Raw genomic sequence first — 21,988 nt, forward strand, 5'->3', positions numbered from 1 at the left:
ATGAATTTAATAATTTCAATTTAGAATCTTAGCTGTTAATGCTATATAAATTCAAAATCAATTATAAAACTCAAAAGCTTGTGAATTTTTAAGTGCTTTAACAAAAAAAACTGTTTACAAACGACTACAAACGTTTACAAACGATTTTAAATATGTAATTACCGACTAAAACTTTGAAGCTATCGCATCTTTGCCCTGTCCTTGTTTGATAAAATTTACTCTCAAACAGACATGAACACTAGTATTAACTGTTTAACGAAAAAATTAAAATTATGAACACACTTAGAAACAAAGTACAGTTGATTGGAAACTTAGGAAACGATCCAGAAATCACGAATTTAGACTCGGGGAAAAAGATGGCAAAATTCAGACTAGCCACAAACGACTATTACACCAACGCGAAGGGTGAAAAAATAACAGATACCCAATGGCATTATGTGGTTGCTTGGGGCAAAACAGCCGATATTATTGAAAAATATGTTGGAAAAGGTAAAGAAGTCGCCATTGAAGGTAAACTAACGTCAAGAAGTTATGATGATAAACAAGGTCAAAAAAAATTCATGACCGAAATTGTTTGCAACGAGCTTTTAATGCTGGGGAAATAGAATACTATTAGAAGAGACTGCCTGAAAAGTTCAGTCCTAGTCCATGGAGCTTATCGACCTATCTTTTTAATGTTCGAATACAATTGGTCTACGGCAAGCTCAGCCTGACAAAAAAGAGATAAAAGGCTTTTAATAAAGCTCCTATTAAAACACGAAGCCTGCTTAAACCAAATTATGAATCACATAATAGGTTAAGCAGGCTTCGTAAATATTATTTATCGTGCATTACAGTCACACTTAATTTTATAAAGACTATAAAATTTTACTTTTTGATGTTATCCAGGTTGTAGTAACCGCCTTTGTTTTCTGTACGCTCTAAAGACTGCCAGATAATTAAATAGGCGACACTAATCATGTTACGAAGCTCACAAAGGGTTGTAGAAATTCTTGATTCTTTATACAAATCTTCTACTTCGCTAGAAATTACATCTAAATGCTTTAGAGCACTTTTCAAACGCTTGTTACTTCTAACAATACCCACATAGTCACGCATAATCGCCTGAACTTGCTTTAAGTTATGTTGTACCAGTACATGCTCCTTAGGAATTACAGTACCGTCGTCGTTCCAATCGGGAATATTAACATCCTTTACGGTATTATCACTTTCCGCTAAGTGCTTATAAATATTATGAGCATAAACCAAAGCTTCTAGCAGTGAATTTGATGCCAAACGGTTAGCGCCATGCAAGCCGGTTCTGGTACATTCGCCGCAGGCATACAAATTATCGATCGTGGTTTTACCAAGCATATTCACATCTACCCCACCACATAAATAGTGACAAGCAGGAACTACGGGAATCCAATCGGTTTTAATATCGATGTGGTGCTCTAAACACTTTTCATAAATGTTTGGGAAATGCGCCATAAAACCATCCATATCCAAATGTGTACAATCTAAGTATACATGCGAATCTCCCGATTTTTTCAATTCGTTATCGATACTTTGCGATACTATATCACGAGACGCCAATTCGGCGCGCTCATCATAATCGGGCATAAAGCGATACCCTTTACCATTTCTTAAAATGGCTCCGAAGCCTCTAACAGCCTCAGAGATTAAAAAAGACGATTCGCCTTTAGCATCATAAAGCGCTGTGGGGTGAAATTGAATAAACTCCATGTCCTTAATGCGTGCCTTAGCGCGATGTGCCATAGCAACACCATCGCCCGTAGCAATAACAGGATTTGTGGTATGCCCGTATACCCGACCAATACCTCCAGAAGCTAAAAGGATACTATTAGATTTTATGGTGAAAATCTCACCTGTATTTTGGTTCATCACATAAGCCCCATAGCAGCATAAATCGTCGGGATCTTTCCCTTCAATATGGTGATTGGTTACCAAATCGATGGCAAAATGATGCGGTAATATAGAAATATTAGGTAATTGGTGTGCTCGAGTAAGTAGGGCGCGCTCAATTTCGAAACCTGTAATATCTTTATGATGTGCGATGCGGTATTCGGAGTGCCCACCTTCTTTTCCTAGGTCAAACTTTCCAGCATCGTTAGCATCAAAATTTGCACCCCATAATAAAAGTTCTTCAAAACGATCTGGACCTTCATTAACTACCATTTTAACGACCTCTTTGTTACAAAGTCCGTCGCCAGCAATTAAAGTATCCTTAATATGTTTTTTAAAAGAATCTTCTTCTTTATTTAAAACAATCGCAACACCCCCTTGAGCGTATTTGGTGTTAGACTCATCCTCACTAGCTTTAGTAACGATGACTACTTTACGATCTGAAAATTTTTCTGCAATTTTTACCGCGAATGTCAATCCGGCAACACCCGACCCAATAACTAAATAATCTGAAGTCATCATCATTATTTAGAAAGGTCTAACATACGTTGAATAGGTAATAAAGCACGCTCTCGAATAGCTTCATCAACATCCACCTGTGGCGATTCGTTAAGTAAGCAATCGTGTAATTTCTGAAGGGTATTCATTTTCATGAAGTGGCATTCGCTACAAGCGCAGGTATTATCTTCCTTAGCAGGAGCAGGAACCAATTCTGTATTTGGCATTTCTTCTTGCATTTTATGAAGAATACCAGCTTCGGTAGCCACGATAAATTTTTGATCTTGATGCTGTCTCACATAGTCTATCATTCCTGAAGTAGACCCAATGTACGTTGCCGTATTTAGAATATGAGTTTCCGATTCTGGATGCGCAATGATTTTATAATCGGGGTATTTTTTATGTAAGTCTAAAAGTTTTTCCATGGAAAAAGCTTCGTGAACAATACAACTACCATCCCAAAGCAGCATGTCTCTACCCGTTTCATTTATAATATATTGCCCTAAATTTCTATCTGGAGCAAAAATGATAGGTTGATCTTTAGGAATAGAATTTACAATTTTTAAAGCATTAGATGATGTACAAACAATATCTGTAAGGGCTTTTATCTCTGCAGAGCAATTCACATAAGTAATCACGATATGATCGGGATGTGCTTTAGTGAATTTCTCGAAGGCGTCTGGCGGACAAGAATCAGCTAACGAACAACCTGCATCTAAATCTGGTAATACAACTTTTTTAGTTGGGTTTAATATTTTGGCGGTTTCAGCCATAAAATGTACTCCTGCAAATACAATAATATCGGCATCAGTTTCTGCAGCTTTTTGAGACAAGCCTAAACTATCACCAACATAATCTGCAATATCTTGTATCTCTGGCACTTGATAATAATGCGCTAAGATCACAGCATTTTTCTCCTTCTTAAGGCGTTGTATTTCTTTTACTAAATCCATTTTAAAGTTTCTGGAACAATTTGAAATTCATAATTGGCAGCCATTAACCACCTATAAAGATACAAATATCCTAATTATTAATTTTATTAAATGAGATTCTATCAAAAAAAAGCATCAAATTAACAACCTATGCCCTATTTATTACATCTTTTAATGTTTCTGAAATGATTCCCTCTAAAAATTAACAAAATAGAAATCCCTTTATTTTTATCCATAAAAAAACTCTTTACTTCACAGTAAAGAGTTTACAAATCCTTATAATAGTTAAGGCTTTCTTATTATTTGGCTGCTTTCATTCCTGCCTTAAAGGCCATACTAAAACCAGCTTTATAGGTGTTTGGGCACTCACCACAATCCTCGGCTGTTGGGACGGCAGGGCAATCAGTACCTTTTACGAACTTCCAACCTTCACAATACCCATCTTTCCAGCCTGTAATGTAATTTAATGCTATTTTAGATTCCGTTGCTGTTTCTTGTTGACTTTGATTGTAGGTATAAGTAACTAAAAAAGTAACACCTACAGCAATCAACACAGCTAATACTAATTTTTTCATTTTATTGACTTTTAAATTTATACTTAGTTCTATTGCTATTTAAAACTTAACTGCTAAGTTTTGAATGTCTTGTTGCATTTGATTTAAAACCACTTCCGTTTTTTCAAGTTCGTTAAGCACTGAGCTTTTTATACCTTGAAAACTACCTTTAACATCTTTAAACAACTCCTGATAGTAGGCCACACCTGCTTTCATATTGGTTGTGAAGGTTTTTAAATACTTCTCTTCTTTTTTATTCATGTTAACCTTAGCCTCTTCAAATTTATTTTTTAAGAAATCCATATAAATGGCCAGTTCCTTTATAAATAAATTTGGACGATCGGCTCGTGATACCATATTTGCTCTTCCGTAAATATGATCGGTCATATTCGCCAAACTCATCACTTTAGAATAATATGCCATATTAGGTCCTGGACAAACCGACACCCCTTCACCTTCCACTTTGGTATCTAAGCCATAGGCTAACAATGCTGAAGTACCTAAGCCAACACAAGTACAAGATTTTTCAATTATTTTATTGAACGCTTTCTTATATGATTCTGAGTCCAGACCTTGCTCGTCTAAAGCCTTTATTTTTAAATGTTGATATTCTCTTGAGGCCGTACAAATTCCAGTTTCTTTAAACTCTTTATTAAGGGCCACAAATTTCTTTGGACAAGCACTACCTGGTCTATTTTTATCAATATTCACTTGCTTTTCGAGATCCTTGGTGTTGTTTTTTAAATTATTAAACGGAATCCCTAAAGGCGAAATATCGCTTAAATATAAGTCTTTTTCCTTAGCTTTAACAAGCTTTTGTAAAGTACTATCATCAACTGTTGTCGCTTCTGGAACTAGTAAAAATGGACTTCCCCACCCTACTGAGTCTAAATCATATTCCTCAATTAAAAAGTTATGCTCTTCTTCGGTACCAACACCACCTTGCGCTGTAACTTCGAAAGTTAAATCTGCTTCAGGCATGGTTTTGTTTAAATTTTCAAGTTCCTGAAACAAAACTTGCTGGATGGTTTCCTGTAAAGCTTTTCTATTTGTTTTAAACTCCGCTAAAACAGGTCCTAATAAATACCCATCAGTAGCAAAAGCATGTCCACCACAATTTAATCCCGATTCGATTCTATATTCTGAAACCCAAAGTCCTTTTTTAGCTAAAAATTTCCCTTGGATTAGCGCCGATCTATAATCACTAACCTTTAAAATGATACGCTTTTTAAACTGACCATTTGTATCAGGAAAAAAATCATTAAACTGTCCCATATAACTGTACAATCTCGGGTTCATCCCTGCCGAAAGCACTACAGAAGAATTCAACTTACTGTTTGCAAAACCACGCAAAGCGGCATGCGCATCGTTATATTCGGTTGGTAACAACTCCTTATCCTTGTAATTGTCTTTATCAACTTTAGTCATAATGTTCACATCAATAGAACCCATAACTAAGTTATTTGATGCCCAACGTTTAACTTCAGTAAAATTAAACTCCTTTTCGGTAAGCTTTTTATATTCCGCTTTAAGCTTAGAATTATTAGGCAACATATTTATGTAAGCTAAAATGTCATCGCTGGTTTTAGAGGTTAAATTTTTTAAAGCTTCAAACTTTTTATCGGCTAAATCACTAATTAAATTTAAATATGAGGTTATTCTTTTTGCTCTAAAATCATCAATTTTATCGGTGATTTCTTGGTAAGGCACCTCAAACTTCTCACTATACATTTTCCGTAATTTCTCGAGTAGAATATCATCTACTAACGAAATTACAGAGTCCATACCATATTGTGCCACTTTCAAAGGTGTATCGATGGTAAAACCAATACCCATAACTGGAATGTGGAACGAATGTGTCTTTTTCATAATTTATATTTTGAGCTACAAAGATAGGACGACATCTTAGCTAAAAACATGACTTATGTCATACTTAAACCAAGCATTTTTCGCACTAAAAAGACCAAAAAAGCCACTTTTTAACTCATTTTGTTGTCTTTTCGTTCAAAAACTAATTACAAAAACTTTGGATTAAACTGTCTTTTATTTCATTTTTCACAAAGAGAAATCCCTTATCAGCAAATATTGATAAAACTTTGAAAAGACTATGTGTTTCACTTAAGCTTTAGTACTTTTATGCGTAAAATTCAATAGAACCATAACATGTCAATAGAGCCAAAATTAACACGATTTAATCAAAGCGTCTTGTCTAAATACCAGATATTCAACAGTATCTTCATGACATTACCCTTTGATGCCGTAACCAAAACAGGCGTATTACTTCCGCTATTTCACGAAACTTGTAAAAAAGGGTTCGAAAACGGCGACAATCCCACAACGATAGTTGATACTTTTTTTGAAAAATACCAAGCACGTAGAAACAAAGAAAGCCAGATCAATTTATTGTTTCGATTTATTCAATACATCGAAAGACAAGTTGTACTCTTTGATGCCATTGAAGATGCTGCCTTTCCTATAGTAAACAACATGGAAGGTGTAGGAACTTTAAGAAACTTAAAAGATAAAGCACAGGCTGAATACAATTTAGATGAGTTAAAAGCTTATCTAGATGACTTTAAGGTACGTATCGTTTTAACGGCACACCCAACACAATTTTACCCAGGTTCGGTTTTAGGAATTATTACCGATTTATCTAAAGCCATTGAACAGAATAATTTATCTGAAATTAATAACCTTTTTGGTCAGTTAGGTAAAACACCTTTCTTCAAGCATAAAAAACCAACACCATACGATGAAGCTAAAAGCTTAATATGGTATTTAGAGAATGTATTCTATACGTCGTTTGGTAAAATTTACAATTACATTCAAACGAATATTTATGCTGACGAACAGAAGCATAATGAGATTATAAACATTGGTTTCTGGCCAGGTGGTGACCGTGATGGAAATCCGTTTGTGAAGCCTGAAACCACTTTAAAAGTAGCTAAAAAGCTTAAAAAAGCGATTCTTAAGAAATACTATGAAGACCTTAAGAATTTAAGAAGAAAACTAACTTTTAAAGGCGTTGAAGATCGTATCATTAAATTAGAAACGATTTTATACGATTACAGTATTAACCTTAAAAGTAAAAAAGCAATTTCGGTAAAGGAATTGACTGAAGAACTTTTAAGTATTAGAAAAATAGTAGTTGAGCAACACCAATCGTTATACGAAAATGAGATTAACAATTTAATTAATCGCATTCACCTATTCGGATACCGTTTTGCCACTTTAGATATTAGACAAGATAGTAGAATTCACCACAGTGTTTTCACAAATGTTGTCGATCAATTACTAGCTAGCGGTAACTCTTGTTTACCTGAAAATTACCATGATTTATCTGAAGAAGAACAAATCGATATTTTATCGAAAACTACTGATGTCATAACCGATTTAGATGTTTTTGAAGATGAAATGACCTATAACACGTTAAAAACGATTCAGGTTATTAAGCAAATTCAGAAAATGAATGGTGAACGTGGAGCTAACCGATACATTATTAGTAACAACCAGACGGCATTAAACATGATGCAACTTTTTGCCATGTTGAAAATGGTATCATTCCAGGATGATTTAACTGTTGATTTAGCACCGCTTTTTGAAACTATTCCAGATTTAGAAAATGCTCCTGGGGTTATGGAACAATTGTATACCAACCCAGCTTATATGGCGCACTTAAAAGCCCGAGGAAACAAACAAACTATCATGCTTGGTTTCTCTGATGGAACTAAAGACGGTGGTTACTTAATGGCTAACTGGGGAATTTACAAAGCCAAAGAATTGCTAACCGAAATGTCTAGAAAATATGGTATTACCGCCATATTCTTTGACGGACGTGGTGGACCACCAGCACGTGGAGGAGGAAAAACACATAACTTCTATTCATCATTAGGTCCTACTATTGAAGATAAAGAAGTACAACTTACTATTCAAGGTCAAACGATTAGTTCTAATTTCGGAACATTAAACTCGTCCCAATTCAACTTAGAACAGTTAATTAGTTCGGGTGTAACAAACCGTATAGGCAGTGAGAAAAACAAACTTTCTGACGAAGATCGTGCAGTAATGACCGATTTAGCTGAAACCAGTTACCAAGTTTACAAAGACTTTAAGAGTCATGAGATGTTTATTCCTTACTTGGAACGCATGAGTACTTTAAAATATTATGCAAAAACAAACATTGGTAGTAGACCATCAAAACGTGGTTCTTCAGATAAATTAGTATTCTCTGATTTAAGAGCTATTCCTTTTGTAGGATCTTGGAGCCAATTAAAACAAAACGTTCCTGGATTTTACGGTGTAGGAACCGCATTGAAACAATACGAAGATCGCGGCGAATTTGATAAGGTTGAACAACTTTACAAAAACAATAAATTCTTTAAAACGCTTCTTGAAAACAGTATGATGTCACTAACAAAGTCTTTCTTTAACCTGACAAAATACATGTCTAATGACGAAGAATTTGGTGCTTTTTGGAACATTATCCACACGGAATACGAAACCACAAAACGTTTGCTTTTAAAGCTTACAGGATATGAAACTTTAATGCAAAATGAGCCAACAGGAAAGGCTTCCATTGAAGTTAGAGAATCTATAGTACTACCGTTATTAACGATTCAGCAATACGCCCTTAAAAAGGTTCAGGAGTTAGAAAAAGCAGGAGTTCCTGCCGATGATCCTGAAAAGTTAATTTTTGAGAAAATTGTAACGCGTTCGTTATTCGGAAATATTAATGCCAGTAGAAATTCAGCTTAATAAATAGCTTTTTGAATTATATTATAAATAAAAACCTTCACATGTAGATGTGGAGGTTTTTTTTGTTGAGAAGATTAATCCTTGTATCAAAACCAAGACTGTAATCCTAAACCTATATAATCACTGGCGCCTATAAATCCTCTAATTAAAACACTAATTTCATCCTATATCACAAAAATCAAATCTGAATAAAACTACTATTTCCTATTACCCAATACACCTACAAAAGGCTGTTTTAAGACACGAATTGCACTAATTAACACGAATACGTCAACTATAGGTAACCATCAAAAACAGGTATAGAAACAAAAAAAAGGATGTCTCACATAAAGTAAAACATCCTTTTAACGAATTATTGATAATAGCTATATCTAATTAATGCTCATTAAGTCTGAAGTCTGGATAAGCATCCATACCGTGCTCATGTGCATCTAATCCTTCTAATTCTTCTCTTTCAGATACTCTAATACCTAGAGTCTTCTTAAGCGTGAAAATAATTATAAAAGAGGTTACTAAACAAAATCCTGCATAACATGCCACACCAATAAGTTGCACTAAAAAGCTATGCTCTGGGTTAGTTGAAAAGATTCCAACAGCTAAAGTTCCCCAAATACCACAAATTAAGTGTACAGCAATGGCTCCAACTGGATCATCTAATTTAATAGCATCTACAAAACTCACTGCAAAAACAATAAGAGCTCCAGCAATAGCACCAATAATAATAGCACTTTCAGGAGTCATTACATCTGCACCAGCAGTAATACCCACTAAACCACCTAAAATACCATTTAAAAACATGGTTAAATCTAAGTTTTTGTATTTAAAGAACGACACTAAAGCCGATACTACACCACCGGCAGCTGCAGCTAAACATGTAGTTACTAAAGTTAAAGACGTTAAACTAGGATCGGCAGAAAGTACGGAACCACCATTAAATCCGAACCATCCTAACCAAAGGATTAAAACCCCCGCAGTCGCTAAAGGAATACTATGACCAGGAATCGCCTGAGGCTTTCCATTTTGAAATTTCCCAATACGAGCACCTAATAACCAAACCGCTACTAAGGCTGCCCATCCACCAACAGAGTGTACTAAAGTAGAACCAGCAAAATCATAGAATCCCATTTGATCTAAAAATCCGCCACCCCATTTCCAAGAACCAGCAATTGGGTAAACCAATCCAACGTAAATGATTGTGAAAATCATGAAAGGTCCGATTTTCATACGCTCAGCTACCGCTCCAGATACAATCGTTGCAGCTGTAGCAGCAAACATACCTTGAAATAAGAAATCAGTCCACCAAGTATAACCACCATCGGCATATTCAGGAGTCATTCCGTTTTCAGGAGGTGCAATACCAAATCCTGCGAAATCAAAAATACCAGCAGAATCTTCAGCAAACCCTGGGTACATTAAATTGAACCCTACTATATAATAAAGTAGTAAGCCAATTGTAATAATAAAAATGTTTTTAAATAATATGTTGATGGTGTTTTTTTGTCTTGTTAAACCAATTTCCAAAAATGCAAATCCTGTATGCATAAAGAAAACGAGCGCTGTACAGACCATCATCCATACATTATTAATTGTTAATAATTCCATAAATCTTTAATTAGTTTTTTGTGTATTTATTAGTTTATTTTAATGTGTCTCCACCTTTTTCTCCTGTACGAATTCTGTAGCATTCACTAACATCAGAAACGAAAATTTTTCCATCACCTACTTCACCTGTAGCGGCAGATTGAAGAATCGCTTTAATGGTAATCTCTTCAAAATCGTCATTTACTACAATAGACAAGTATCTACGTTGAATATCACTTGTACTATAAGAAACACCACGGTAAACATGACCTTCCTTTTCATTTCCTAAGCCGGTAACATCCCAATACGAGAAAAAATTCACTCCAACTTCATGAAGAGCTTCCTTTACCACGCGGTACTTAGATTTTCTAATAATTGCTTCAATTTTTTTCATAATATCATTTCGTTTTAATGGTTAGATTCCAAATATAAAAATTTATATGCTTTTTAAGATTTTTCCTGTTAACTATATGCTAACACAAATAATGCAAACACAAAAGAATACCTGCTTTATCAGCAGGCATCCTTATATAAACTTAAACTTAATCACTTAAATCTTAATAAACATTTGAGTTTTCATTTTAAAAACTAACGTTATTCAGTTTAGAAGAGTTTATTCTTCTATTTCTCTTTGTCTCTTACCTGGGTAAGCTAAAGTACCGTGTTCAGAAAGATCTAATCCTTCTACTTCTTCTTTTTCAGTTACTCTTAATCCTAATGTTTTCTTAAGAATAAAGAAGAAGATGAACGCCGTTAATAAAGCCCAAACAGCATAAGATACTGTTCCTATTAATTGAGTTACGAATTGTGCAGATCCACCACCATTGAATAATCCAATAGCTGTATCACCATCAACTCCCCAAAGACCGATTACTAAAGTACCCCATGCACCACATACACCGTGAACAGAAGCAGCACCTACAGCATCGTCAATTTTTAATTTTTGTTCTATGAATTCCATAGAGAACACTACGATAAGACCACCAATGAATCCAGCGATTAAAGCACCACCTTCTGTCATGTTTCCACAACCTGCAGTAATACTCACTAAACCAGCTAAGGCACCGTTTAAAGTCATATCTAAGTTTGGTTTTTTGTATTTGAACCATGATAAGAAAAGCGCACCAACCGCACCAGCAGAAGCTGCTAGGTTCGTTACTAAAACTACCATAGAAGCACCTACAGCATCATCACCTCCCCAAGCTAATTGAGAACCACCGTTGAAACCAAACCATCCGAACCAAAGGATGAAAACCCCTAAAGTCGCTAATAATTTGTTGTGTCCAGGAATAGTAACAGCTTGACCATTGATATATTTACCAATTCTTGGTCCTACTAAAGCAGCACCAACTAAGGCAGCCCATCCACCAACAGCATGTACGATTGAAGATCCAGCGAAATCGATGAAGCCCATTTGAGCTAACCATCCATCGCCATTCCATTGCCATCCACCAGAAATTGGATAGATAACAGCAGTCATCACTAAAGAGAATAAAATATAGGTTGTGTATTTTGTTCTACCTGCAATAGCTCCAGAAACGATCGTTGCTGTAGTCGCACAGAATACGGTTTGGAAAAATAAATCGGCTGGTCCTTGGTTATACATAAAACCACTCCATCCAATCCACCCATTGGTAGATCCATACATTAAAGAATATCCCATGAACCAGAATACAATCGATCCAACCGCGATATCTAAAACGTTTTTCATTGCAATATTTACAACGTTCTTAGCACGTGTCATTCCCGACTCTACTAAGGTAAATCCTGCTTGCATTAAGAATACTAAAATCCCTGAAATTAGCATCCATAACATTCCCATATCACCTATGATACCTTCAATGTCGGCTTTGGTTGCAGCAACATCTTGAATTAATAGGGGCAAATTTAATATTGACATAATTAATATATTTTTGGTTAGTTAATTAAAGGAGTACAAAAAAAGATGGTTGTGGCTTTACTTTATACTCCTTTTTATAGGTTTGTTTTTCTTGGTTTAGAAAGAATAGATAGCAGCTAATGTGAAAGCAGCTAAGTTTTTCGATGCCTCCATATCATTATTGATATAAGGCATATTGTTACTCCAAGAGTCTAATCTTACCTCTGGCTTAAGAATTAAATTCTCTAAAGTGTAACTTGCAGTTAAAGTTGTAGCAAATACAGATGGTAAATCATCTCCATCCTCTGCGTGATATCCAAAATACTCACCTCTTAAACCAACAGATAAACTTTCTGTTGCAGCGAACTGTGGATATAAAGCAGCACCGTAGAATCCATTTTTGAAATCATCAGAAATCACATCTCCAGCATCATCAAACACATATGACGTCGTTTGGTATGCTGCGTTAATACCTAAGAAAAATGAATCAGTTAAATCAAAACCACCAGTATAGTCTACTTCAAAACCTAAACCTTGGTAAGCTCCACTATCGTAATAGAAATTTAAGAATTGTCCTTTATAACCTAATTGTGCTCCAAGTGCATATTGTCCAGTAAAAGATGTATCGTTAGTATCCCAAGGATTTGTAACTGCTAACATCAAGCTAAAGTCATCAGACAAAGCAAAATCAGCTTTTAAACCCATATGAGAGAAAGGTCCGCTAGAAAATAAATAAGACGTACTATAGTTGAAGTTTGCTGCAGGAGCAATTACCTCATACCCTAAGAAGGTATTCCATCTACCGAAAGTTAAAGTTGTTTTATCAGAAACATTCCAGTAAACGTATGCTTGATTAACGATACCATCTACAATATCATTACTAAATGTTGCACCAGCACCTCTTGGGCCAACTACTAAATCAAGTACAGCTCCTGCTTTTTTTCCTTCGTAAGCAAAAATCACATTCCCCATACCTAAGGCAAAACCAGATTGTCCTGCGAAAGCAGTTCCGAAACTAACTCCCTCGTTGTCTGGAGCAGTTAAATACGTTTGATAATAAGTATCAACAGACCCACTAATCGATAATTTTTTTGGCTCATCTTGCGCGAAAACTACGCTAGCTAGTAATAATGCTGATAGTGTAAATAGTTTTTTCATAATTGTAAATATTGTTAAGTTGTTAATAATCAAGACGTAAGCTGTTGTTTTGTTTAAGAGTTTTGGTTGATTTACTTAGATCTTTATCCCTTAAGAATGGTTCAAACTTATGCTAAAAACTTTTAACCCCCATAAAAAAAGGGGGTATTTGGTTCACTTTTATTGATTTTCCATTTTTACCCCCATTTTTTTAAGGGTCTTCGTAATTATTTTTAATTTATTGTTTTTTTAACATCTTCTTCATTTGAATTATCAGCAATATTTTTCAACATTTCATAGCATTACCCTAATATTTAATTGAATTGCTTGCATTAAATTAGATATCCCTATAAATAGACCTCTTTTTTCGCGTTTGAATATTTATTAAAAAAGTCCATTAATATTGACATATCATTATAATAATATTGAGTTAACTCGTAAAACCGAAATAATGAATTCCTGCCTATTGTTATTCAAACACTAGTGCATATCTTTACGCTTCAACTCAAGTTTTTAAAACCAATATTGTTGATTATGCTGAAGAAACAAGGACTTTATTTGCCCGAATTTGAACACGAAAACTGTGGCGCTGGCTTCATTTGTAATCTTAAAGGAGAGAAGACCAATCAAATCATTCATGATGCCTTAGAGATACTCGTAAAACTGGAACACCGTGGAGGTGTAAGTGCTGATGGAAAAACCGGTGATGGTGCTGGATTATTAATAGATATTCCCCACGATTACTTTAAACGCGTTTGCGATTTTACGATTCCAGAACAACGTGAATACGCTGTAGGAATGGTGTTTTTACCAAAAGTATCTAACCAATACCAGTTTTGTAAAACAACTTTTGAAAACGAAGTAAATGCGCAAGGACTCACTGTTTTAGGATGGAGAAAAGTTCCTGTAGATTCTTCACAATTAGGTGAAATTGCATTAGCATCAGAACCTAATATCGAACAATTATTTATTGGTAAAACAGAAGACATTTCTGAAGCTGATTTTAAAGCAAAATTATACGCTGCTAGAAAAATCACAGAACATGCTATTAGAGAATCTAAAATCTCTGAAAGCACATATTTTTATGTACCTAGTTTATCTAACACCACCATTATCTATAAAGGTATTATCATGCCTGAAGATATTGGACCTTATTATACCGATTTACAACAAATCGATTTAGTAACACGTTTAGCGCTAGTACACCAACGTTTCTCTACCAACACCATGCCTACATGGGAATTGGCTCAGCCATTCCGTTTTATGTGTCAGAATGGAGAAATCAACACTTTGCGTGGTAACGTAAGCCGTATGCGTGTTCGTGAGGAAATCATGAAAAGTGACGTATTCGGTCCGCAAATTGACAAATTATTCCCTATCATCCTTCCTGGTAAATCAGATTCTGCTTCTATGGATATGGTTGTGGAATTATTAACACATACAGGACGTTCGCTTCCAGAAATCATGATGATGATGATTCCTGAAGCATGGGAAAAACACAAAACCATGTCGGAAGAACGTAAAGCATTTTACGAGTACAACGCTTGTATTATGGAGCCTTGGGATGGACCAGCTTCGGTACCATTTACAGATGGTGATTACGTAGGTGCTTTATTAGATAGAAATGGCTTAAGACCTTCACGTTATACCGTAACTAAAAGTGGAAAACTTATCATGTCTTCAGAAATTGGTGTGGTTGAAGTTGCTCCAGAAGATGTTAAAGAACACGGTAGATTAGAGCCAGGAAAAATGTTCTTGGTGGACATGAACGAAGGCCGTATTATAGGTGATGAAGAAATTAAAAGTAAAATTGTTTCTGAAAGACCTTATAAAGAATGGTTAGACAAAACAAGATTACACTTAAAAGACGTTCCTTACACAAGTGAAACTTGTCCGATTGAAACCATCGACATCAAAACAAGACAACGTTTATTCAACTATACGTTTGAGGATATCCAAGAAGTGATCACGCCAATGGCGATCGCTGGAAAAGAAGCTTTAGGTTCTATGGGTATCGATACACCTTTAGCTGTGTTATCGGACAGGCCTCAACTTATTTCAAACTACTTTAAACAATTATTTGCACAGGTTACCAACCCACCATTGGATGGTATTCGTGAAGAAATTGTAACAGATATCAGCTTAAACCTTGGTAAAGACAGAAACATATTCAGTATTACCGACAGACAATGTAGAAAGCTTCGCATTCAAAATCCAGTAATTTCGAATGCCGATTTAGAAAAAATCAGAAGTATTTCTATCGAGAGTTTTAAAGCTGAAACTATTCAAATATTATATCCAAAAGCACAAGGTCTAAACGGACTAGAAGATGCTTTAGAAGATATCGTAGTTCAAATTGAAAAAGCTATTGAAAGAAAAACGAATATTATTATTCTTTCAGATAGAGGTGTAAATCAAGAATTCGCACCAATCCCAGCTTTATTAGCCTGTTCGTATGTAAACCACCAGTTAAACCGTTTACGTAAGCGTTCTTATTTCGATATCATTATCGAATCGGCAGAACCTCGTGAACCGCATCATTTTGCATCCTTATTTGGTTATGGCGCAAGTGCTATCAACCCTTATATGGTTAACGAAATTATTAGAATGCAGGTGAAAGAAGGTTTCATTGAAGGTATGGACGAGCAAAAAGCCGTTGATAACTTTAACAAAGCTATTGGAAAAGGTATTTTAAAAATCATGAATAAAATTGGAATCTCTACTTTACACTCGTATAGAGGTTCTCAAATTTTCGAAATCGTTGGTTTCAACTCACAATTTGTTGAGAAATATTTCCCATACACCGCTTCTCGTGTAGAAGGTATCGGATTATATGAAATTGAAAAAGAAATTAACGAACGTTATAAACAAGCGTATCCAGATAACTTAATCGACAAACGTTTAGGCCTGAATATCGGAGGCGATTACAGATGGAGACGTAACGGCGAGCGTCACTTATTCAACCCTACTACCGTTGCTAAACTGCAACAAGCGGTACGTTTAAGTGATCAAAAAAGTTATGATGTTTACTCTAAAGCCATAAACGAACAGTCGGAAAACTTAATGACCATCCGTGGTTTATTCGAGTTTGACAACTTAGATCCTATTCCATTAGAAGAAGTGGAACCATGGACCGAAATCGTTAAGCGTTTTAAAACTGGAGCCATGTCTTACGGTTCGATTTCACGTGAAGCTCACGAGAATTTAGCCATTGCCATGAACCGTATTGGAGGAAAATCTAATTCTGGTGAAGGTGGAGAAGACAGAAAACGTTTCCAAAAAGATATGAATGGCGATAGTAGAAACTCTGCTATCAAACAAGTTGCTTCTGGTCGTTTTGGTGTGACTTCGCATTACTTAACTAATGCCAAGGAAATTCAAATTAAAATGGCTCAAGGTGCTAAGCCTGGTGAAGGTGGACAATTACCTGGTGAGAAAGTATTACCATGGATTGCTTCTGCTAGAAACTCTACACCTTTCGTAGGATTAATTTCGCCACCGCCTCACCACGATATTTATTCGATTGAGGATTTAGCACAATTAATTTTCGATTTAAAAAATGCTAACCGTGATGCTAGAGTTAACGTAAAACTAGTTTCTGAAGTTGGTGTTGGTACTATTGCAGCCGGTGTTGCCAAAGCGAAAGCCGATGTGGTACTTATCTCAGGATACGATGGTGGTACAGGAGCGTCACCGCTTACTTCTTTAAAACACGCAGGTCTTCCATGGGAGCTTGGTTTATCGGAAGCACAACAGACTTTAGTATTAAATAACCTTAGAAGTCGTATCGTAGTAGAATGTGATGGTCAGTTAAAAACAGGTCGTGACGTTGCTATCGCTGCCCTTTTAGGTGCTGAAGAGTTTGGTTTTGCTACCGCGCCACTTGTGGCTTCAGGATGTATTATGATGCGTAAGTGTCATTTAAATACCTGTCCTGTTGGAATCGCAACTCAAGATAAAGAGTTACGTAAAAACTTTAAAGGGACTCCAGAGCACGTGATCAACTTCTTCTTCTATATTGCTGAAGAATTAAGAGGTATCATGGCAAAGTTAGGTTTCAGAACGCTTGCTGAAATGGTTGGGCAAACACATAAAATTAATGCTAATAAAGCCATTAAGCACTATAAAGCTAAAGGTTTAGATTTATCTAGCATTTTACACCGCCCAAGTGCATACAGACAATTAACGGTAAGAAATACAGAAACACAAGATCATAACTTAGATAAAGTTTTAGATTTTACGATTCTGAAAGATTCACACCGTGCATTATATAGAAAAGAAAAAACAAATCTATCATACCCTATCAATAACATTAACCGTACGGTTGGTGCGATTGTAAGTAACGAAATTTCTAAAATTTACGGTCACTTAGGCTTACCGGAAGACACTCTAAACATCAACTTTACAGGTTCTGCTGGTCAAAGTTTCGGAGCTTTTGGAGCACACGGTTTAACCTTTACAGTAGATGGAAATACCAATGATTATTTAGGTAAAGGTTTATCTGGAGCTAAATTAATCATCAAAAAACCTGCTAAAGCAGACTTTATTGCAGAAAACAATATTATTGTTGGTAACGTATGTTTATTTGGTGCTGTTGAAGGCCAAGCTTACATTAACGGTATCGCAGGAGAACGTTTTGCAGTAAGAAACTCTGGAGCTACAGCTGTAGTTGAAGGTGTTGGTGATCACTGTTGTGAGTACATGACTGGAGGACGTGTGATAGTATTAGGATCTACAGGTAGAAATTTTGCCGCAGGTATGAGTGGAGGTATCGCTTATGTATATGATCCAGAAAACAAATTTGTTAATGGTTTATGTAATACAGAAACTATCGAGTTTGAAGACATTACTACCGAAGATGCAAACGAATTAAAATCAGCTATCGAAAAACACGTATTATACACCGATAGTAACAAAGGAAAAACCATATTAGACAATTGGGAAACTAGCTTAGGCAACTTTGTAAAAGTCATGCCAATAGAATACAAACGTGCATTAGAGCGTTTAGAGAACGAAGAACCAATGGTAGAAGAATTAACAATAGCATAGTGTCATGGGAAAAGTAACTGGATTTAAAGAATTTGAAAGACAAGATGAACAAAACGTTCCTGTAAAGGAACGTGTAAAGAATTATAATGAATTTACGATTCCATTAAGTGAAGAAGACCAAGTAAAACAAGGATCCCGTTGTATGGATTGTGGGATTCCATTTTGCCACAGTGGATGTCCGTTAGGGAATTTAATCCCTGACTTCAATCACATGGTACACCAAGGTGAATGGCAAAAAGCTTCTTGGTTATTACATTCAACAAACAACTTCCCTGAATTTACAGGAAGACTTTGTCCTGCACCATGTGAAAAATCATGTGTATTAGGTATTATTGAAGACCCTGTAGCTATTGAAGAAATAGAAAAAAATATTGTTGAACGTGCCTTTAAGGAAGGATGGATTAAACCTCAACCTCCAAAAACAAGAACAGGTAAAACTGTCGCAGTTGTAGGTTCTGGACCTGCAGGATTAGCTGCAGCACAACAATTAAACAGGGCTGGACATACTGTAACCGTTTTTGAACGTGACGATGCTATCGGAGGCTTACTTCGTTATGGTATTCCTAACTTCAAAATGGAAAAAGGCATTATTGACCGTCGTGTGGCTATTTTAGAGGCTGAAGGCATCACTTTTAAAACTAACGTAAATGTTGGTGTTAATTATGATGTTAAAGATTTAAAAGCCTTTGATTCGGTTGTACTTTGTGGCGGTGCTACAGAAAGAAGAAGCTTACCAACGCCTGGTATCGATGCTGACGGTGTTGTACAAGCTATGGATTTCTTAACACAACAAACCAAAGTGGTATTTGGTCAAGACATAAAAGACCAAGTACTAGCTACCGACAAAAACGTTATTGTTATTGGTGGTGGTGATACGGGATCTGACTGTGTTGGAACCTCTAACCGTCAAGGCGCTAAATCGGTTGTTAATTTTGAAATTATGCCGAAACCACCTGGACACCGTTCGCCAACAACACCTTGGCCATTCTGGCCTTTACAATTAAAAACATCTTCTTCTCATGAAGAGGGCGTTGAAAGAAATTGGTTAATTAACACCAAAGAATTTGTAAAGGATGATAGCGGAAAACTAATCGCTCTTAAAACTGTTAATGTAGAGTGGAAAATGGTTCCTGGCGAGCGTCCACAACTTATTGAAATCGCTGGAACAGAAAAAACATGGCCTTGTGACTTAGCTTTATTAGCTTTAGGTTTTACAGGTCCTGAAGGCAACTTAGCCGATAAATTAGGTATCGAAAAAGACGCTCGTTCTAACTACAAAGCAGAATATGGCAAATATCAAACCAATATACCGCACATCTTTACTGCTGGTGATATGCGTCGCGGACAATCATTAATTGTTTGGGCAATTTCTGAAGGTAGAGAGGCTGCAAGACAAGTAGATATCTTTTTAATGGGTAAATCGAATTTACCATCTAAAGACATGACTGGCGATCTTGTTGCCCTGTAGTTAAAATAAAATTAGTGTAATATTAAAAAATGCGAATCTTTTAGATTCGCATTTTTTTTGCTTCTATTTCAGCGTAAAAAAGACACCTGTTACGAATTTCATAATACCATAACCACTTAACTACCAGTAACTTTATTACGGTAAAACCGTAATATACTCGACAAACGGTAATATTTTAACATATTTATTATAAAATTCTCACTTTTTATATACTAAAATTTGGAATTTCTAGTTATTCATTTACATTTGGAAAACCATTCTGGTTGACCAAATTAGTTAACCAGCTAAAAATTAATCTTTTACTAAACTAATTTAAATGAATTAAACATGAAAAACAGATTTTCAAAATTTGTAAAGTTTACATCAGTAAGTTTTGCAACATTAGCACTCACCCTTGTATTTTACGCTTGCTCTAACGAAGAGATTATGGAAGAAGATACAGCAACAGAAGCCACAAACTTGTCTGCCTCTGCCCTATCCAAATCTGCCCTATCAGCCAAATCTGCTGTAACCATTCAAGCTGAAGCTTATGATAGCATGAGCGGAATAAAAACTGAAAACACTGCCGATTCTGGTGGCGGACTTAATGTAGGTTGGATAGATACTGGTGATTACCTCGAATACGATATCGAAGTACCAGCATCAGGAAGTTACAAATTTGAATTTAGAGTGGCCTCTAAGACCAACACGTCTAAATTTGATTTCTATCAAGATGGCACAAAACTAAGTAATGTAAACAAAGCAGCAACCGGTAACTACCAAACTTGGGTTACCACTGCTAAAACCGTTGACTTAGAAGCAGGAAGTAGCACTTTAAAACTTCTTGCTACAGGCGGAGGTTGGAATATCAATTGGATTAAAATCACACCAATCGATGTGGATGAAAGTACTTCTGAAAATTTAGCATTAGGAAAAACAGCAGAACAATCTTCTGTATCTCATGGCGGAGATCCAAGTAGAGCGGTAGATGGCAACACTTCTGGTGTATGGGCAAACGGTAGCGTAACGCATACCTTAAGCACAGCTCAACCATGGTGGCAAGTAAGATTAGGACAAGATTACCAAATAGGTTCCATAAAAATTTGGGGACGTACCGATAGCTGTTGTAAAGCGAGACTAAGTAATTTTGATGTTTTTGTTTATAAAGACAATGGCGATTTAGCTTATAAAACAACGATTGCAGATGCTCCAAACCCATCAGTTACCATAAATACAGGAGGTGTAACAGGTTCACGTGTACGTATCAAATTAAAAGACACCAATGCGCTTTCTTTAGCTGAAGTACAAGTATTTTCTACGGGTAGCGGAACCACAGATCCTACAGACCCAACTGATCCTACAGATCCAGAAACACCTAACCCAGGGAACGCTAGCATTCCTTCAGATTTAATGAGCAACTGTAACCAATGGAAAATTACGTATCCAGATGGTGAAGAAGATAAAACCTTATGTGGAGAAGCTAATAACGAATACTTCTACGTGAATAGTGCCAAAAACGGTATGGTTTTCCGTGCACCAATTAGAAGTAATAATGGTACAACACCTAACTCTGATTATGTACGTTCTGAACTTAGAGAACGTGAAGAAGATGGTGGATCGGATATCTATTGGACGACTTCAGGAACCCATGTGGTGTATGTTAAACAAGCCATCACCCATTTACCTATTGTTAAAGATCATTTAGTGGCAACTCAAATTCACGGTAATAAAGATGACGGTATTGATGATGCCATGGTATTAAGACTTGAAGGAAATCACCTTTTCTTAAGCTTTAATGGTAATAAATTAAGAGATGACTTAACCATAAAAACTAACTATTCTTTAGGAACCCTACATGAAGTTATTTTTGAAGTTAAAGACGGTAAACATTACTGCTACTATAGCGAAGATGGTAACCTTAAAAACGCTTATGCTAATGGTAATGCATCTTCATATCTTGTAAAAGATGGCTCTAGCACCATTTTAATGGATAAATCTTATGGCGAAGCTTACTTTAAAATAGGAAACTATACTCAAAGTAATGCTGAAGAAGAAGGTAGCGAAACTGGAAAATCAAATAACTACGGAGAAGTTGTTGTTTACGACTACTTTGTAGCGCATTAATCCAAAACTAAATACAACCTTAAGAGGTTGTTTAAAACAAAAAAATGCGAACTGTTACAGTTCGCATTTTTTATATTAATAATAGTTTCATACCGGTTATGTGTATTGTTAGTGGCGTTGTTTGAGT

Annotated in this window: 13 protein-coding genes; 5 read left to right on the forward strand and 8 right to left on the reverse strand. The window is 35.8% G+C overall.

Annotation, left to right across the window (positions count from 1 at the left end; translation table 11 throughout):
- Nucleotides 1–272: 272 nt before the first annotated feature.
- Complete coding sequence (locus A6I66_RS01590; RefSeq protein WP_067144974.1) at nt 273–605, forward strand: single-stranded DNA-binding protein; 333 nt, start codon at nt 273–275, stop codon at nt 603–605.
- A 262-nt stretch (nt 606–867) separates the two neighbouring features.
- Here A6I66_RS01590 and nadB read toward each other — a convergent pair whose 3' ends face one another.
- The 4 genes from nadB to A6I66_RS01610 form a co-directional block, all read right to left on the reverse strand.
- Nucleotides 868–2,427 (reverse strand): L-aspartate oxidase, encoded by a 1,560-nt coding sequence (gene nadB / locus A6I66_RS01595; protein WP_067145590.1) that lies wholly within the window; start codon nt 2,425–2,427, stop codon nt 868–870.
- 2 nt (nt 2,428–2,429) lie between these two features.
- Nucleotides 2,430–3,356: a quinolinate synthase NadA gene (gene nadA, locus A6I66_RS01600; protein WP_067144975.1), complete on the reverse strand. Its 927-nt coding sequence runs from the start codon at nt 3,354–3,356 to the stop codon at nt 2,430–2,432.
- Between the two features lie 278 nt (nt 3,357–3,634).
- The gene (locus A6I66_RS01605) at nt 3,635–3,910 is read right to left on the reverse strand and encodes a hypothetical protein (RefSeq protein WP_067144976.1); all 276 of its coding nucleotides are present in this window, start codon (nt 3,908–3,910) and stop codon (nt 3,635–3,637) included.
- 39 nt (nt 3,911–3,949) lie between these two features.
- A complete protein-coding gene (locus A6I66_RS01610; RefSeq protein ID WP_067144977.1) occupies nt 3,950–5,758 on the reverse strand; it encodes a hypothetical protein in 1,809 nt (602 codons plus the stop codon).
- A gap of 294 nt (nt 5,759–6,052) precedes the next feature.
- Between A6I66_RS01610 and A6I66_RS01615 the strand changes: the two genes are divergently transcribed.
- Nucleotides 6,053–8,644, forward strand: a complete 2,592-nt coding sequence (locus A6I66_RS01615) for a phosphoenolpyruvate carboxylase (RefSeq protein ID WP_067144978.1) — start codon at nt 6,053–6,055, stop codon at nt 8,642–8,644.
- Nucleotides 8,645–9,019: 375 nt separating this feature from the next.
- On the opposite strand, the gene A6I66_RS01620 is transcribed toward A6I66_RS01615, so the two are convergent.
- The 4 genes from A6I66_RS01620 to A6I66_RS01635 all read right to left on the reverse strand — a co-directional run bounded on the left by A6I66_RS01620 (nt 9,020) and on the right by A6I66_RS01635 (nt 13,262).
- Nucleotides 9,020–10,246, reverse strand: coding sequence for an ammonium transporter (locus A6I66_RS01620; RefSeq protein WP_067144979.1), 1,227 nt, complete (start codon nt 10,244–10,246; stop codon nt 9,020–9,022).
- Between the two features lie 34 nt (nt 10,247–10,280).
- Nucleotides 10,281–10,619: a P-II family nitrogen regulator gene (locus A6I66_RS01625; protein WP_067144980.1), complete on the reverse strand. Its 339-nt coding sequence runs from the start codon at nt 10,617–10,619 to the stop codon at nt 10,281–10,283.
- 219 nt (nt 10,620–10,838) lie between these two features.
- Nucleotides 10,839–12,125: an ammonium transporter gene (locus tag A6I66_RS01630; protein ID WP_067144981.1), complete on the reverse strand. Its 1,287-nt coding sequence runs from the start codon at nt 12,123–12,125 to the stop codon at nt 10,839–10,841.
- Between the two features lie 96 nt (nt 12,126–12,221).
- On the reverse strand, nt 12,222–13,262 hold the full coding sequence (locus A6I66_RS01635; RefSeq protein ID WP_067144982.1) for an outer membrane beta-barrel protein: 1,041 nt from the start codon (nt 13,260–13,262) through the stop codon (nt 12,222–12,224).
- Nucleotides 13,263–13,775: 513 nt separating this feature from the next.
- Between A6I66_RS01635 and gltB the strand changes: the two genes are divergently transcribed.
- The 3 genes from gltB (at nt 13,776) to A6I66_RS01650 (ending at nt 21,861) form a co-directional block, all read left to right on the forward strand.
- Nucleotides 13,776–18,290, forward strand: coding sequence for a glutamate synthase large subunit (gene gltB / locus A6I66_RS01640; protein ID WP_245683412.1), 4,515 nt, complete (start codon nt 13,776–13,778; stop codon nt 18,288–18,290).
- A 4-nt stretch (nt 18,291–18,294) separates the two neighbouring features.
- Nucleotides 18,295–19,758 (forward strand): glutamate synthase subunit beta, encoded by a 1,464-nt coding sequence (locus A6I66_RS01645; RefSeq protein WP_067144983.1) that lies wholly within the window; start codon nt 18,295–18,297, stop codon nt 19,756–19,758.
- Between the two features lie 327 nt (nt 19,759–20,085).
- Entirely contained in the window at nt 20,086–21,861 is a 1,776-nt protein-coding gene (locus A6I66_RS01650; protein ID WP_067144984.1) for a carbohydrate-binding protein, read from the forward strand.
- Nucleotides 21,862–21,988: the final 127 nt, after the last annotated feature.

It is taken from the genome of Pseudotamlana agarivorans, assembly GCF_001642835.1.
Lineage (GTDB): Bacteria > Bacteroidota > Bacteroidia > Flavobacteriales > Flavobacteriaceae > Pseudotamlana > Pseudotamlana agarivorans.